12 protein-coding genes are annotated in these 14,147 nt (G+C 69.5%); 7 read left to right on the forward strand and 5 right to left on the reverse strand.

Annotated elements, in window-relative coordinates; genetic code table 11:
• The first annotated feature begins 73 nt into the window (after nt 1–73).
• The 6 genes from QHF84_RS28140 to QHF84_RS28165 all read left to right on the forward strand — a co-directional run bounded on the left by QHF84_RS28140 (nt 74) and on the right by QHF84_RS28165 (nt 7,511).
• The gene (locus tag QHF84_RS28140) at nt 74–2,299 is read left to right on the forward strand and encodes a cytochrome c-type biogenesis CcmF C-terminal domain-containing protein (RefSeq protein WP_281316536.1); all 2,226 of its coding nucleotides are present in this window, start codon (nt 74–76) and stop codon (nt 2,297–2,299) included.
• Nucleotides 2,300–2,305: 6 nt separating this feature from the next.
• The gene (locus tag QHF84_RS28145) at nt 2,306–2,854 is read left to right on the forward strand and encodes a cytochrome c-type biogenesis protein CcmH (RefSeq protein WP_281316537.1); all 549 of its coding nucleotides are present in this window, start codon (nt 2,306–2,308) and stop codon (nt 2,852–2,854) included.
• Nucleotides 2,851–3,678, forward strand: a complete 828-nt coding sequence (locus QHF84_RS28150; protein WP_281316538.1) for a zinc ribbon domain-containing protein — start codon at nt 2,851–2,853, stop codon at nt 3,676–3,678. The genes QHF84_RS28145 and QHF84_RS28150 overlap by 4 nt, the downstream gene beginning before the upstream one ends.
• Entirely contained in the window at nt 3,675–5,276 is a 1,602-nt protein-coding gene (locus tag QHF84_RS28155) for a hypothetical protein (protein ID WP_281316539.1), read from the forward strand. Before QHF84_RS28150 ends, QHF84_RS28155 begins: the two co-directional genes overlap by 4 nt.
• Nucleotides 5,263–6,195 (forward strand): SUMF1/EgtB/PvdO family nonheme iron enzyme, encoded by a 933-nt coding sequence (locus tag QHF84_RS28160; protein ID WP_281316540.1) that lies wholly within the window; start codon nt 5,263–5,265, stop codon nt 6,193–6,195. Before QHF84_RS28155 ends, QHF84_RS28160 begins: the two co-directional genes overlap by 14 nt.
• Nucleotides 6,196–6,263: 68 nt before the next feature.
• The gene (locus tag QHF84_RS28165) at nt 6,264–7,511 is read left to right on the forward strand and encodes a CinA family nicotinamide mononucleotide deamidase-related protein (protein WP_281316541.1); all 1,248 of its coding nucleotides are present in this window, start codon (nt 6,264–6,266) and stop codon (nt 7,509–7,511) included.
• A 6-nt stretch (nt 7,512–7,517) separates the two neighbouring features.
• On the opposite strand, the gene QHF84_RS28170 is transcribed toward QHF84_RS28165, so the two are convergent.
• On the reverse strand, nt 7,518–7,838 hold the full coding sequence (locus tag QHF84_RS28170; RefSeq protein ID WP_281316542.1) for a hypothetical protein: 321 nt from the start codon (nt 7,836–7,838) through the stop codon (nt 7,518–7,520).
• A gap of 94 nt (nt 7,839–7,932) precedes the next feature.
• Here QHF84_RS28170 and QHF84_RS28175 point away from each other — a divergent pair, with 94 nt between their 5' ends.
• Nucleotides 7,933–8,784, forward strand: coding sequence for an expansin EXLX1 family cellulose-binding protein (locus tag QHF84_RS28175; protein ID WP_281316543.1), 852 nt, complete (start codon nt 7,933–7,935; stop codon nt 8,782–8,784).
• A gap of 10 nt (nt 8,785–8,794) precedes the next feature.
• Here the strand turns inward: QHF84_RS28175 and QHF84_RS28180 are convergent, their stop codons facing one another.
• From QHF84_RS28180 to QHF84_RS28195, 4 genes are all read right to left on the reverse strand, one after another.
• Nucleotides 8,795–9,796 (reverse strand): hypothetical protein, encoded by a 1,002-nt coding sequence (locus QHF84_RS28180; RefSeq protein ID WP_281316544.1) that lies wholly within the window; start codon nt 9,794–9,796, stop codon nt 8,795–8,797.
• A gap of 11 nt (nt 9,797–9,807) precedes the next feature.
• Nucleotides 9,808–12,573 (reverse strand): aconitate hydratase AcnA, encoded by a 2,766-nt coding sequence (gene acnA / locus QHF84_RS28185; RefSeq protein WP_281316545.1) that lies wholly within the window; start codon nt 12,571–12,573, stop codon nt 9,808–9,810.
• 197 nt (nt 12,574–12,770) lie between these two features.
• Nucleotides 12,771–13,496, reverse strand: coding sequence for a hypothetical protein (locus QHF84_RS28190; protein WP_281316546.1), 726 nt, complete (start codon nt 13,494–13,496; stop codon nt 12,771–12,773).
• Nucleotides 13,497–13,677: 181 nt separating this feature from the next.
• Complete coding sequence (locus QHF84_RS28195) at nt 13,678–14,142, reverse strand: hypothetical protein (protein WP_281316547.1); 465 nt, start codon at nt 14,140–14,142, stop codon at nt 13,678–13,680.
• Nucleotides 14,143–14,147 lie beyond the last annotated feature (5 nt).

The following is a 14,147-nucleotide window of genomic DNA, read 5'->3' on the forward strand; positions in this document are numbered from 1 at the left end:
GAGGCGTCCTCGGGAAATAGGGCGCGTAGACGTGGCCCCGGCTCCGTGGCCGGCCTAAGCTCTGCCCCCGGCCATGTCGATCTGGCAATCGCTCCCCGAGTTCGGAACCGGCGTTCTTTACGCGATCCTGATCGCCGCGGCGTACACGTTCGCCGTCGCGCTCGCCTCGAGCACCGGCAGGCCGCGCCTGCTCCAGGCGGCTCGGCTCGGCGCGTACGGCACCGTGGCGCTCGTCGGCCTCTCGGTCCTGGTCCTCGCGTTCGCCTTCGTGAGCCACGATTTCCGCATCAGCTACGTCGCTCGGTACAGCGACCGCTCGATGACCACGCCGTACCTCGTCGCGGCGCTCTGGGGCGGCCAGGACGGCTCGCTCCTCTGGTGGCTCTTCCTCACGTCCGGCTTCTCCGCGGGCTGCGTGGCGTGGCTCCGGCGCAGATACCTGGAGCTCCAGCCCTTCGTGATCGCGACGCTGATGACCATCATCGGCTTCTTCGCGATCCTCATGATCTTCGCGGCGAACCCCTTCCAGACGAGCGCGGGCGGCGCGCCGATGGATGGCAGCGGGCTGAACTACCAGCTCCGCAACTTCTACATGATCATCCACCCGCCGAGCCTCTACATCGGGTTCACGAGCTCGGCGATCCCGTTTGCCTTCGCGATCGCGGCGCTCGCCACAGGAAGGCTCGACAACGAGTGGATCGTGGCCACGCGCAAGTGGATGCTCTTCGCCTGGCTCTTCCTCTCGATCGGCAACGCGCTCGGCATGCTCTGGGCCTACGAGGAGCTCGGCTGGGGCGGCTACTGGGCCTGGGATCCCGTGGAGAACGCGGCGTTCCTCCCGTGGCTCACGGCGAGCGCCTACGTGCACTCGACGATGATCCAGGAGCGGCGCGGCATGCTGAAGATCTGGAACGTCTTCCTCATCTGCGCGACGTTCTTCCTCACGATCTTCGGCACGTTCCTCACGCGCTCGGGCCTCATCTCGTCCGTCCACTCCTTCGCCCAGTCCGGCATCGGCATCTTCTTCGTCTGGTACATGGGCGTGATCGCCGCGGTGAGCATCTCGCTCATCGTCTGGCGTTTGCCGAGGCTCCGGAGCGAGGGCGCCTTCGAGTCGGCCCTGTCCCGCGAGGCGGCGTTCGTGCTGAACAACTGGGGCTTCCTGAGCCTGACGGTGTTCATCGCGACGGCGACGACCTGGCCGCGCATCAGCGAGTGGCTGCTCAACCAGGAGTCGACGCTCGGCCCGACGTTCTACAACACCTGGATCCCGCCGCTCGCGCTCGTGATCTTCTTCCTCATGGGCGCGGCACCGCTCCTCGGCTGGCGCAAGACGAGCCCGGAGCTCTTCCTGAAGAGCTTCCGCTGGCCCGTCGCGGTGATGCTCGTCGTCGGCGCGATCCACCTCGTGATCGGCAAGCGGTTCAACTACCCGGCGTTCTACGACGCCGCGCCGATCTACGAGGGCACGCTCGGCCGCGTCCTCGCCTGGATCTCGGGCAAGCTGCCGTTCGTCACGGTGATGCTCGTCGCGTTCAACATCACCGTCGTCGTGCAGGAGTTCTACCGCGGCGTCGCGGCGCGGCAGCGCAGCAAGAGCGACGAGGGCCTGTTCACCTCGCTCTTCAACCTCGTGGCGAAGTCGCGCCGCCGCTACGGCGGCTACGTCGTGCACGTGGGCATCGCGCTCATGTTCCTCGGTTTCACCGGCCGCGCGTGGGGCGTCGACAAGGAGCTCAGCATGTCGCCGGGCGAGACGGCCCAGGTCGACTACTACTCCATGACGTACGTCGGCCCGCGCATGGAGGTCGACAACGAGAAGCGCATGATCTTCACGGACCTCGACGTGGTCCGTCAGGGCAAGCCCATCGGCCGCGTCACGCCGGCGAAGTTCATCTACAAGACCGGCGCCGATCAGCCCTCGACCGAGGTCGCCAAGCACATGACCATCCGCGACGATCTCTACGTGATCGTAGGAATGGTCAACCCGACGACGAAGGTCGCCTCGTTCCAGTTCCACGTGAACCCGCTCGTGAACTTCATCTGGATCGGCGTGGGCATCCTGATCCTCGGGGCGATCGTGTCGATGTGGCCCGAGGTCGCGCTGGAGGAGGCGGGCGCGTTCGGCTACATCCGCGCCGCGGCCTCGGTCGCGACCTCGGTCATCTTCGCCCTGCTCCTCGCCGCTGGCCCGTCCCTCGCCTACGGCGGCACGCGCGCGCCGCCTGCGCCCGCGACCGCCGCGCCCTCCGATGCGCCGCTCCCCTCGCTCGGCGCCGCCCTCGCTCCCGCCAAGTAACCCCGAATGACGACCCGACGAACACCGCTCCACCTCGCGCTGCTCACCGCGGCCGGCCTCACGGCCGCGTGGCTCACGTTCGATCCGCACCTCGCGCTCGGCCAGCACACGGGCGGCACGGGGACCGTGTCGATCCAGAACGAGACCGAGCGCCAGCTCTTCTGGAGCCTCATCTGCACCTGCGGCTGCCCGCGCGAGACGCTCGGCACCTGCCCGTGCGACATCGCGCATCAACGCCGCACGGCGCTCCGCGAGCTGCTCGCCGAGGGCAAGACCGTCGAGCAGGCGCAGGACATCTACGTGTCGCAGTACGGACCGAAATCGCTCGCCGTACCGCGCAACCAGGGCGCGAGCCGCGCGCTCTGGGTCGTGCCCATCACCGCGATCGTGGCCGGCGCCGGGCTCGTGTTCGTCGTGCTCCGGCGCTGGCAGCGCCGCGGCCTCGCGGCCGCCGCAGCCGTGCCCGCGGGCAAGAAGGCCCAGGCCAAGAACGACACGCGTGACGCCTATGACGACCGGCTCGATCAGGAGCTGAAGGACCTCGACGACGAATGAGCTCCGAGACCAGCACGGACAAACGCGCCGTGGACAAACGTGACGAGGAGCTGGAGCGCAAGATCGCGGATACCGTGAAGTACGGCGTTCCGATCGTGACGGCTGTCCTCGCGCTGCTCGGTGGCCTCTTCGTCGACGTGCCCACGGCCATCCTGGTCCTCGCGGCCGGCGTCCTCGTGACGGTGATCGCGATGTTCTGGGGGAGCCTGCGCACGCTGCTCGGCGAGACGCCGCTCTCCGGCGCCGACGCCTACGCGATCGGCGCCCCGCCCCGCGCCGAGGAGGAACAGAAGCGCGCCGTCATCCGCGCGCTGAAGGACCTCGAGTTCGAGCGCAGCGTCGGCAAGATCAGCGAGGAGGACTATCGCGCCCTCGTCGCGAAGTACCGCGCCGAGGCGAAGCGCCTGCTCCAGGCCCTCGATCAGAGCGCGGCGCCGGGCCGCGAGCGGGCCGAGGTGCTCGTGCAGCGGCGCTTGAAGCAGCTCGGCCTGCTCGAAGACGAGTCCGAAGAGACGAACGAGGACGAGGACGGCGCGACGGACGAGGCTGCGGAGGCGCCGAAGGCGGAGGCCAAGGCCGCGCCGGAGCCGGTGAAGGAAGAGGCCGACGAGGCCCCTCGCAAGCCCAAGAAAAAGAAGAAGGCGAAGAAGCCCGCACAGGCGAGCGACGAGGCGGCCGCGCAGCGCGCGTGTGGCGCGTGCGGCACGGAGAACGACGAGGACGCTTTGTTCTGCAAGAAATGCGGAGCGCGCATGGCCGCGCCCGAGCCTGCGGAGGAGACCCGCGAGGCGAAGAAGGCCGACGAGGAGGCGGAGGCGTCGTGAGATCGATCGGACGAACGCGCCTCGGGATCCTCGGCGCGGCCCTCACCATCACCGCCGCCGCGATCTCGCTGCCGCACGTGGCCGCTGCCGCGGGCGAGGACAAACCTGCGCCTGCGAAGAAGGCCGAACCGGACGCGAAGAAGCCGGACGCGAAGGCCGAGAAGGAAAAACCGAGCGCGGACAAACCCGACGCGGGGCCCGGCGACGCGGGCGCGGGGGACGCCGGCAAGACGGCCGGGCCGCTTCCCGAGGGACATCCGGATGTCGGTGAGCTTCCGCCCGGGCATCCGAGCGTGGAAGACGGCGCGGGGATGGATCCCCACGGGCCCGACGAATCGCCGCACGGGGCGAACCCGCATGGCGACTCGCGCCGCGGAAACAGCGGGTTTTTCGAGGCGCCGCCCGACACCGCGGTCGAGGATCAGACGCTGCCGCCGGGCACGATGGTCTTCACGATCCGCGACGCCGACGAGCGCCCGATCCCGAACGCGACCGCGATCATCGGCATCCTCAAGAGCAGCGTGGCGCAAGGCGACAAACGCGAGCGCCGCGAGATCACGACCGACGCGCAAGGCACGGCGCGGCTCGAGGGCTTGGCCGTCGGCGCGGGCACGAGTTATCGCGTGACCACGCAGCGTGGCCTCGGCACGTACGCGACGGAGCCGTTCGCGCTCTCGGACAAGGCCGGCAAGCGCGTCGTTTTGCACGCATACGAAGCGACGGACGACGTGAACGGCGCGCTCGTCGGCGCGCAGGCGTTCGTGTTCGTCTCGCTGCGGGAAGGCGTGCTCCAGGTCGAGCAGCTCTTCAACGTCTTCAACATCGGCAAGGTCGCGTGGGTGCCCGAAAAGGGCGACGCGCTCGTGGGTTTGCCCGAGGGGTATCAAGCCTTCCGCATTCCCGACGGCATGACCGACGTGCGGTTCGTCGACGAGCCGAACAAAGGACCGTGGCTCTCGGGCACGATCGCGCCCGGGCGGCACGAGGCCTCGTTCAGCTACCAGGTCAAGCTCGAAGGCAGGGACAAACAGACCTTCCACGTCGCGCTCCCGCCGCGCGTCGGCGAGGTGCGGATCTTCTCCGAGGCGAACAAGACCATGGGCCTTCAGGTCGCCGGCTTCCCCGAGGCGCAACGCCAGACCGGGCGCGACGGCCGCAAGGTGATGGTGACGATGCGCCAGGCGATGCAAGGCGAGCGCGGCATCGGCGCGCTCGACATCACCATCACGGGCCTGCCCGTGCCCGGAAACACGCGCTGGTTCGCGCTGTTCTTCGCGCTCTCGGCGGCCGCGCTCGCCGCGGCGTACACGATCCGCCAGCGCACCGAGGGCGCGGTGCCCGACGAGGCGAAGGACGATCTGCTCGAAGCACGCGAGGCGCTGCTCGGCGAGTTCGTCGCGCTGGAGAAGGCGCATCGCAAGGGCGACATCGGTCCGAAGACGTACGGTCGGCTCAAGGCCGCGCTGCTCGACGCGCTCGCGCGGATCGAGGCGCGGCTCGACGAGGTGAAGGCCGCGCGCGCCGAGCAGCGAAGGCGCGATCGCGGCGAGACGCGACGACCCCGAGGAGAGGCCCGCGGCGAGGGTGGCTCGGCCTGAGGCGCGCGGAGCGAGGCCGGTCGTCCGGACGATCGGCCTCTTCGCCCTTTCGATCGGGCTCGCCGTCGCCGTGGTGCTCGTGGCGCGGGATCGCGCGGCGCCGCCGGCGCGGTGCGCGCCCGGGATGATCGCGCTCGGGGCGCGCTGCTGCGGGGAAGGACAAACCCTCGCGGGCGATCGTTGCGCGGGCAAACCCACGCGATGCGCCGCGGGGCTCGTCGTGACGGAGGCCGGGTGCGTGGCCACGCCGCGCGCCGTGGGCATCACGGCCGGCCTCTTGCGGATCGGGCCGAGTGACTGGGAGGCGCAAGGTCAGGTCACGCCGCGCGCCGTGCCGATGGAGGCCTTCGCCCTCGACGCGTACGAGGTCACGGAGGCGCGTTATGCCGCCTGCGTGGCCGCGTCCGCCTGCGCGCCCGTCCCGCTCACGGGCGAGCCCGGCCGCGCGCTCTCCCGCGTGAGTTTGTCCGAGGCGCGCGCGTTTTGCGCGTGGGCGGGCGGCGCGCTCCCGACGCCGGAAGAGCTCGCTTTCGCGGCCGCGGGCGCGAAGGGACGGCGCTACGCCTGGGGGGATACGGGCGCGGTTTGTCGGCGGGCGGCGTGGGGGCTCGTGCGTGGTCCTTGCGGCGAGGGCGCGACGGGGCCGGAGGTCTCGGGCTCGCATCCGGACGGTGTTTCGCCCGAGGGCGCGCACGATCTCGCGGGCAACGTGGCCGAGTGGGCGGCGCCGAGAGTGGTCGAGGCCGAGGGCCCGGCGCTCGCCGAGGCGCGGGGCGGATCGTTCGGGGACGGCGCGGCGAGCGCGCTTCGGAGCTGGAATCGCCTGGAGATCGCGGTGAGCACGCGCTCGGCCGAGGTCGGCTTCCGGTGTGTGTATCCGTTCGCGGCGGCTGCTGAGGGCGGCTCCCTTCCGCGCTGAATCGTGCTCGATTTGCGATCGAGGCCCTCGTCAAGGGCGCGCGATGGGATAGAGTGCATGCCCCCAAAATGACCGCCGCGATTCTCTCGATCGGTACCGAGCTCACCCGAGGCGAAATCGTCAACACGAACGCGGCGTGGATCTCCGCGGAGCTGACGGCCGCGGGCTTCACCGTGGATGTGATCGACGCGATCCCCGACGACGTGGACCAGATCGTCGCGGCGCTGCGCACGCTGGCGCAGACGCGTCGGCTGGTCGTCGTGACGGGCGGGCTCGGACCGACCACCGACGACCTCACGGCGACGGCGGCGGCGAAGGCCGCGGGCGTGTCGCTCGTGCGCGACGAGAGCGCGCTGCTCGCGATCCGGCGGCGCGTGGAGTCACGCGGCAAGACGATGAACGCGGGCCACGAGAAGCAGGCGGATCTGCCTGCGGGCGCGGACGTGCTCTCGAACAGCGTGGGCTCGGCGCCGGGCTTTTCGATCCCGCTCGGGGACACGCCGCTCTTCTTCCTGCCGGGCGTGCCGCGCGAGATGAAGCGCATGTTCACCGACCAGGTGTTGCCGCGGATCCGGCCGTCGGCGCCGAACAACACGTCCCAGGTGCGCCTGCGGACGTACGGGCTCGGCGAGAGCCTCGTGGGGCAGGCGCTCGCGGGGATCGAGGGGACACACGCGGGCGTGACGCTCGGCTACCGGGTGCATTTCCCCGAGGTCGACGTGAAGGTGCACGCGCGGGGCGCCAATCGAGAGGTCGCGCGGGATCTCGCGATCCGGGCATCGACCGAGGTGAAGGCGCGGCTCGGCGACGTGGTGTACGGCGAGGGCGACGAGGCGTTCGCCGAGATGGTCGGCCGCGCGGTGCGCAGCCGCGGCTATCGGCTGGCGCTCGCGGAGTCGTGCACGGGCGGGCTCATCGCGCACATGCTGACGAAGTATCCGGCGAGCGATTACCTCGTGGGCGGCGCGGTGGTGTACGCGAACAGCGCGAAGACGCGGCTGCTCGGGGTCTCGGAGGACACGCTGCGCGGGCATGGCGCGGTGTCGGCCGAGGTGGCGGCGGAGATGGCCGAGGGCGTGCGCCGGACCTGCGAGACGGACGTGGGCCTCTCAGTGACGGGCATCGCGGGCCCGACGGGCGGCACGGCGGAGAAGCCCGTGGGCCTCGTGTACTGGGCCGTCGCGCATCCGGGCGGCACGGTCGTGCGGAGCAAGGTTTTTCAGGGCGAACGCGAGGAGGTGCAGATCGCCGCGGCGTATGCCGTGCTCGACCTGCTCCGCCGGATTGCGCTCGGTTTGCCCGAGCGGGCGCAGTAGCCCGAATCAGCGCGCGTCCGGGCGTTTGCCCTTTCGCGAGCAGGGCGGCTCCTCTTCGGGCGGGGGCGCCGGCGGTTCTTCCACGTCACTCGGGTAGATACACGTGTGCGTCCCGACAAACGGCAGGGGCTCGATCTGCACGGTCAGGAGGCCCATCGCGCGCGCATCCTGATCCATTTGGTTTCCGAAGATCATCAGGAGCGCGAGGAAGATCAGCGTGCCTCTGGCGAGCCACGAGAGCGTCGTGATCTGCCCGGAGACCCATCGCCCCCGCCCGAGTCGCCGACCGACGAGCCACCCGCGCAACACGTGAACATGAAACCTCATGGCTTGCCGGACACCTCCCCGGTGCCGAGGTTCCGCGGGCCGCGCCACACATCACGCTTGACGCGCCTCCAGAAATGGAATTTTGCACCGCGCCATGCGCCCACTTTCCGCCTCGTTCGCCCTGGCCACCGCGACCGTCCTCTTCGCCGCCTGCGCCTCGGCGCCGCCGCCCTCGCCGCCCCCGGCCCCGCCGTCGCCCGCGGCGCCCGCCACGCCGCCCGCAACGGCCGCTGCGCCCGCCGAGCCTGCCGCGCCCCCGCCCGCAGCCCCGGCGGCGGCCCCCGAGCCCGCCCCGGCGCCCGCCGAGCCCCCGCCCGCGCCGGCGGCCGAGGCCAAGCCCGCCGAGCCGCCGAAGCCCGAGGTGAAGGTCTCGAAAGGCGAGGCCGTGTATTACGACGCAAACGCCCGCGGGAGCTGTTCGCTCACGTTCGGCCGGGACGCCGCGGTGTTGTCCGCGCCGAATGCGGTCTACAACCAGATTCAGGCCTGCGGTCAATGCCTCGAAATCACGGGCTCCGAGGGCTCCGAGGTCGTGATGGTCGCCGATCGCTGCAACGATTGCCCGCCGGATCGGCTGGTCATCAACAAGCCCGCGTTCGTGAAGATCGCCGGCACGAAGGTCGGAAAGGCCGAGGTGACGTGGAAACCCGTGCCCTGCGCGGTGCAAGGCAACCTCGAGCTGCGCTTCAAGAAGACGAGCTCGATCCACTGGACCTCGATCCAGGTGCGCAATCACCGCATGCCGATCAAAAGCGTGGCCTTCAAGCGCGGCGACGAGTGGGTCGAGATGACGCGCTCGGACGATAACTATTTCACCGCGGCCAAAGGCGTCGGCTCGCAATCCGTGACGCTGCGGATCACCGGAGCGGACGGGCAGGTCGTGGAAGAGACCGTGGCGAAATGGAAGGACGGCGAGACCTACAAGGGGACGGCGCAGTTCAAATAGAGCGCGCCGTTCAGGGGAGCGGCAGCGGCGTCACCGTCCAGGTTCGTCCGTCCGGGCTCGTGTCGATTTCATCGACCCCGACCGCCACGAAGACGCCGCCCCCCACCGCCACGTCGAGCCGCTCGTGCCGCTCCGCGGCCGTATGCGTGACCTCGAAGTCGTTGCCTCCGACCGATCGATACAATTGATCCCCCGAGCCCGCGACGAGGACGTCGTTCGACTCGGCCAAACCCTGGCACGGAAAGCTGCCGATCTTCGTGGCCCACGTGTCGGCCGTTTCGGACGTGACGACGAACTTGGTCGCGATCGGCTGTTCGTCCGCGCCCGTCGAGGTCATACCGACGCCCTGGAACTGGCCGGCCGCGAAATGCAGGCAGTGCACCTCCTGCACGTCGACGAGGGGTTTTTCGGTGAAGGCCTGCGCGTCCGGCGAGACGTACACGCCCGGATGGAAGCCCCAGAAGACGAATTGGCCCGCGCCGAAGGCGATCCCGCTGATGGAGTATCCATCGGGGATCGCCGCCGCCGCCGTGAAGTTCCGGCCATCCGTCGAGACGAACGTCTGGCCGGCATGGTCGATGATCACGAACAGGCCGCCGCCGAACCCAACATGACGAAGCGGCTCGGTCGTGGGGAGATTGATGCGCGTCCACGCGACGCCGTCGTCCGAGGCGAGCGCGACCGGGATGGACGCGCCCGTCGCGGTGGGATGAGCCGTGCCGCCGACGGCGACGAAGACGCCGTTGCCGAACGTGATGTCGTGGAGCTCTTGCCTGGGAAGCGAAGCGTCGTGCCGCGTCCACGAGAGGCCGTCCGTGGAGCTCATGAGCAAGGGCTGGTTGTCCGCTCGCTCGATCTCGTCGTACCCGACGGCCACGAACCGGCCCTCGCCATGCGTCACGGAGACGAGCACGTGCTGCGTTCCGTCCGTTTCGCCCTCGCCGCAAGCGCTCGTCGCGAGCGCGGCGGAGAGCAGGAGCGAGATACACGAGAGCCGATTCGTGGGCGCCATGGGCGCCGATGTTACTTCGCCATCTGCCGGAGCACGTACTGGAGAATGCCGCCGTTCAGGTAGTAGTCCGCCTCGTTCGGCGTATCGATGCGGGCCGTCGCCGTGAACGTCTTCTTGGTGCCGTCCGCCTTCGTCGCCACGACCTCGAGCTTCTTGAAGGGCGTGACGCCCTCGGCGATGCCCTTGATGTCGAAGGTCTCGCGACCATCGAGGCCGAGCGTCTGCGCGTCCTCGCCCGCGGCGAACTCGAGCGGGAGCACGCCCATGCCGACGAGGTTCGAGCGGTGGATGCGCTCGAAGCTCTTCGCGATGACCGCGCGCACGCCGAGGAGCTTCGTGCCCTTCGCCGCCCAATCGCGCGAGGAGCCCGTGCCGTACTCGACGCCCGCGAGCACCACGAGCGGCACCTTCTCCTCGGCGTACTTCATCGCCGCGTCGTAGATGCTGAGCTTCGTGCCCTCGGGCAGGTGGAGCGTGTTCGGCCCCTCCTCGCCGCCGAGCAGCGCGTTCTTGATGCGGATGTTGGCGAAGGTGCCCCGCATCATGACCTCGTGGTTGCCGCGGCGCGCGCCGTACGAGTTGAAGTCGGCCGGCTGCACGCCGTGCTCCATGAGGTAACGCGCCGCAGGGCTCGTCTTCGAGATGTTGCCCGCCGGCGAGATGTGGTCCGTCGTGACGCTGTCGCCGAGGAGCGCAAGGACTCGCGCGCCCACGATGTCCGTGAGCGGCTGCGGCTGCTTGCCGAGGTTGTCGAAGAACGGCGGCTTGCGGACGTAGGTGGACTTGTCGTCCCAGGAGAAGGTCTTGCCCGCGGGGACGTTGAGCTTCCGCCAGGCGACGTCGCCGACGAGGGCATTGTCGTACCGGGTCTTGAACTGCTCGCTCTTCACGGACGAGCGGATCGTCTCGCGGACCTCGGCCGCGGTCGGCCAGATGTCGCGGAGGTAGACGGGCGTGCCGTTGCGATCCTTGCCGATCGGCTCGGAGTACGGATCCCAATCCATGTCGCCGCGGAGCGCGTAGGCGACGACGAGGGGCGGCGACATGAGGAAGTTCATGCGCACGCTCGGGTTGATGCGGCCCTCGAAGTTGCGGTTGCCGCTGAGCACGCTCGCCGCGACGAGGTCGCCCTTCTTGATCGCATCGACGATCGCATCCGGGAGCGCGCCGGAGTTGCCGATGCACGTGGTGCAGCCGTACCCGACGAGGTGGAAGCCGAGCGCCTCGAGGTACGGGAGCAAGCCGGAGGCCTCGTAATAATCCGCGACGACCTGCGAGCCGGGCGCGCACGAGGTCTTCACCCACGGTTTGACCGAGAGGCCACGCTCGACGGCCTTCTTCGCGAGGATGCCCGCCGCGAGCATGACGGCCGGGTTCGAGGTGTTCGTGCAGGAGGTGATCGCCGCGATGACGACCGAGCCGTGGCGGAGGTTGTACGAGGTGTCGCCCTCCTCGACGGAGACGGGCTTGAGCACCTTGTCACGGACGAGCATACGCGCCGCGATGGCCTCGTCCGTGGGCTTTTCCGCGCTCGGCTCGTCGCACCACTTCGCGACGGTGGCCGCGTCGATGTCGCCGAAGCTCTTCTCGATCATCGACTGCAAGCTCTTGCGATAGCCCGTGCGCGCGGCGGCGAGGCGGATGCGATCCTGCGGGCGCTTGGGGCCGGCGATCGAGGGCTCGACGGCGCCGAGGTCGAGCTCGAGCGTGTCGCTGAAGACGGGGTCGGGCATGCCGTCGGTGCGGAAGATGCCCTGCTCCTTGCAGTAGGCCTCGACGAGCGCGACCTGCTCGTCGGAGCGGCCCGTGAAGCGCAGGAACGAGAGGGTCTCGCCGTCGATCGGGAAGAAGCCGATCGTGGCGCCGTACTCGGGCGCCATGTTGGCGATCGTGGCGCGATCGGGGAGCGAGAGCGACGCGAGGCCAGGGCCGTAGAACTCGACGAACTTGCCGACGACCTTCTTCTTGCGAAGCATCTCGGTGACGGTGAGGACGAGGTCGGTCGCCGTCGCGCCCTCGCGCAGGCTGCCCGTGAGCTTGAAGCCGACGACCTCGGGGACGAGCATGGTGACGGGCTGGCCGAGGAGCGCGGCCTCGGCCTCGATGCCGCCGACGCCCCAGCCAACGACGCCGAGACCGTTGATCATGGTGGTGTGCGAGTCGGTGCCGACGAGGGTGTCGGGGAAGGCGCGGCCCTCGGCGTCGGTCATGACGGCGCGGGCGAGGTACTCGAGGTTGACCTGGTGGCAGATGCCGGTGTCCGGCGGGACGACGCGGAAGTTCTCGAAGGCCTGCTGACCCCAGCGGAGAAAGACGTACCGCTCCTCGTTGCGCTGATACTCGAGCTCGGCGTTGCGGACGAGCGAGTCGCGGGTGCCGAAGTAGTTGACCTCGACCGAATGGTCGATGACGAGGTCCGCCGGCGAGAGCGGGTTGATGCGGTTGGGATCGCCGCCCATGCCCGCGAAGGCCTCGCGCATCGCGGCGAGGTCGACGACGGCGGGCACGCCCGTGAAGTCCTGGAGGAGGACACGCGCGGGGTGGAAGGAGATCTCCTGGGAAGGCGCGGCCTTGGGATCCCAGCGGAGGACGGCCTCGACGTGCTCCTTGCGGACGACACGGCCGTCCTCGTGGCGGAGGAGGTTCTCGAGCAGGACGCGCAGGGAGACCGGGAGGCGCGCGAGCTCGGCATCACTCGCGAGGGCCCGAAGGCGGAAGATCGTGTAGGACTTGCCGGAAACCGAGAGGGTGCTCTTGGCACCGAAGCTGTCTGCCATGGTGGTCACCTTGGGGAGCGGCGTAGATTGAGACAAGGGATCCGGAGGCCGCGCGGCGCAAGGCTTCTCAGGAAAAGGGGCGGAGAGCAAGGGGGGAGCGCAGAAAGGCGCATGACGGGGGTTTTGCCGGGGCGGAGTGCGCCTCGGAAGGACGGCCCAGGCGGGCGCCGGGGAAGCGATCCGTTCGGGGGGAACGGCTACCGGCCCAGGAACCGCATCAAGAACGTGATGGGGTCGACCGAGACCTGGAGGCGGAGCTCGTTGTGGCCCGAGCCCGCGACATTGCTGTAGATCCATTGATGGCCGACCTCGGCCGCGAGGCCGCCATTGTAAAGCATGAGGACGAGGCTACTGCGGGGGCCGACCGCGAAGCCGCCGGCGACGTCGCCAATGACGAGTTTTTCGAGGATGCCGACGGAGGTCTGGTTCGTGCCGAAGAGGGGGCCGACGCCGACGGCGACGAAATGGCCGGGGCCGAGGGTGTCGTAGGAGTAGCCAGCCTCGGTCCAGATGGAGGTATACGAGGCGACGCCGGCACGGAAACCGAGGGCCGCGTCGAGGGCGAAGGCCGGTTTGGCCGAGCTTCCGGGGATGAAATGAAAGCTTGCGCCCGGGGAGACGCGCAACGTGAGCTGGTGCTTGGGCTTGCGTGAATTGGTGCCGGCGTCGAGGTAGTTCGGCGAGCCGTACGCGGGATAAGGCTGCTGGTACGGGTTCGGCTGCTGGTACGGGTAGGGTTGTTGATAAGGAGCGGGCTGCCCGTACGGGTAGGGTTGTTGATAAGGAGCGGGCTGCCCGTACGGGTAAGGCTGTTGATAGGGGTACGGCTGCTGCGGGTAATACTGCGCTTGGGCCAGGCTCGCGTGGAGGGTCGAAAGGAAGACGGTGCCCACGGCGAGGAGCTGCGTAGAAGTGCGCATCATGGCGGGATGTCCCGAGGCGTAAGGCGTTGGAAAGAGGGTCCTTGGTGTGTGCCCCCGCCCGGTGCAAGGGCAAGGCCATCGGGGGAAAGGGCGTTTGCCGCGGGGACGCGGGGGCGCTGAGAACGGCCGTTCCCAGACGGGCGTGGCCGGAATGTCAGGGTGCGGGGGTACGGGGCGGATGCTAGGGGGCGGCGCAGTAGCCGAATCCCGGGCCGAAGAGGCGCTCTTCTTTGCAATCGAGGCCCGTGGGGCAATCGGCGTCGTCGTGTTCGAGGCGGCAGATCGGGACGCGATCGCTGCTGCTGCAGGCGTCCGAGCACTCGACGGCCGTGTACTTCGACGCGACCTCGTCCCAGAGGCCGCAGCAGACGCCGCCGAGGGGCGCGCAGTCGTCCGGGCCGTCGCACGGGACCGCGAGCGAGATGCAGCCGTCGGGAGCGGTGCACGCGGCCGTGGGGGCGTCGCCCTGCTCGACGCAGCAGACCTCGGACGGGCCGCAGACGTCGTCGCCGCAGCGGACCTCGTGGCCTTGCGCCGGGCCGCCCGCGTGGCCGGTCGGCGGCTGGTAGTCGCCGAGCCAGCACGCGCTCACCGCCGAGATGAGGCCCACCACCATCGAAGACAGAAGGATCCTCGTGCGCACCATGCCGA

Origin of the sequence: Polyangium sp. y55x31, assembly GCF_029946505.1 — a bacterium.
Taxonomy (GTDB): Bacteria; Myxococcota_A; Polyangia; order Polyangiales; family Polyangiaceae; genus Polyangium.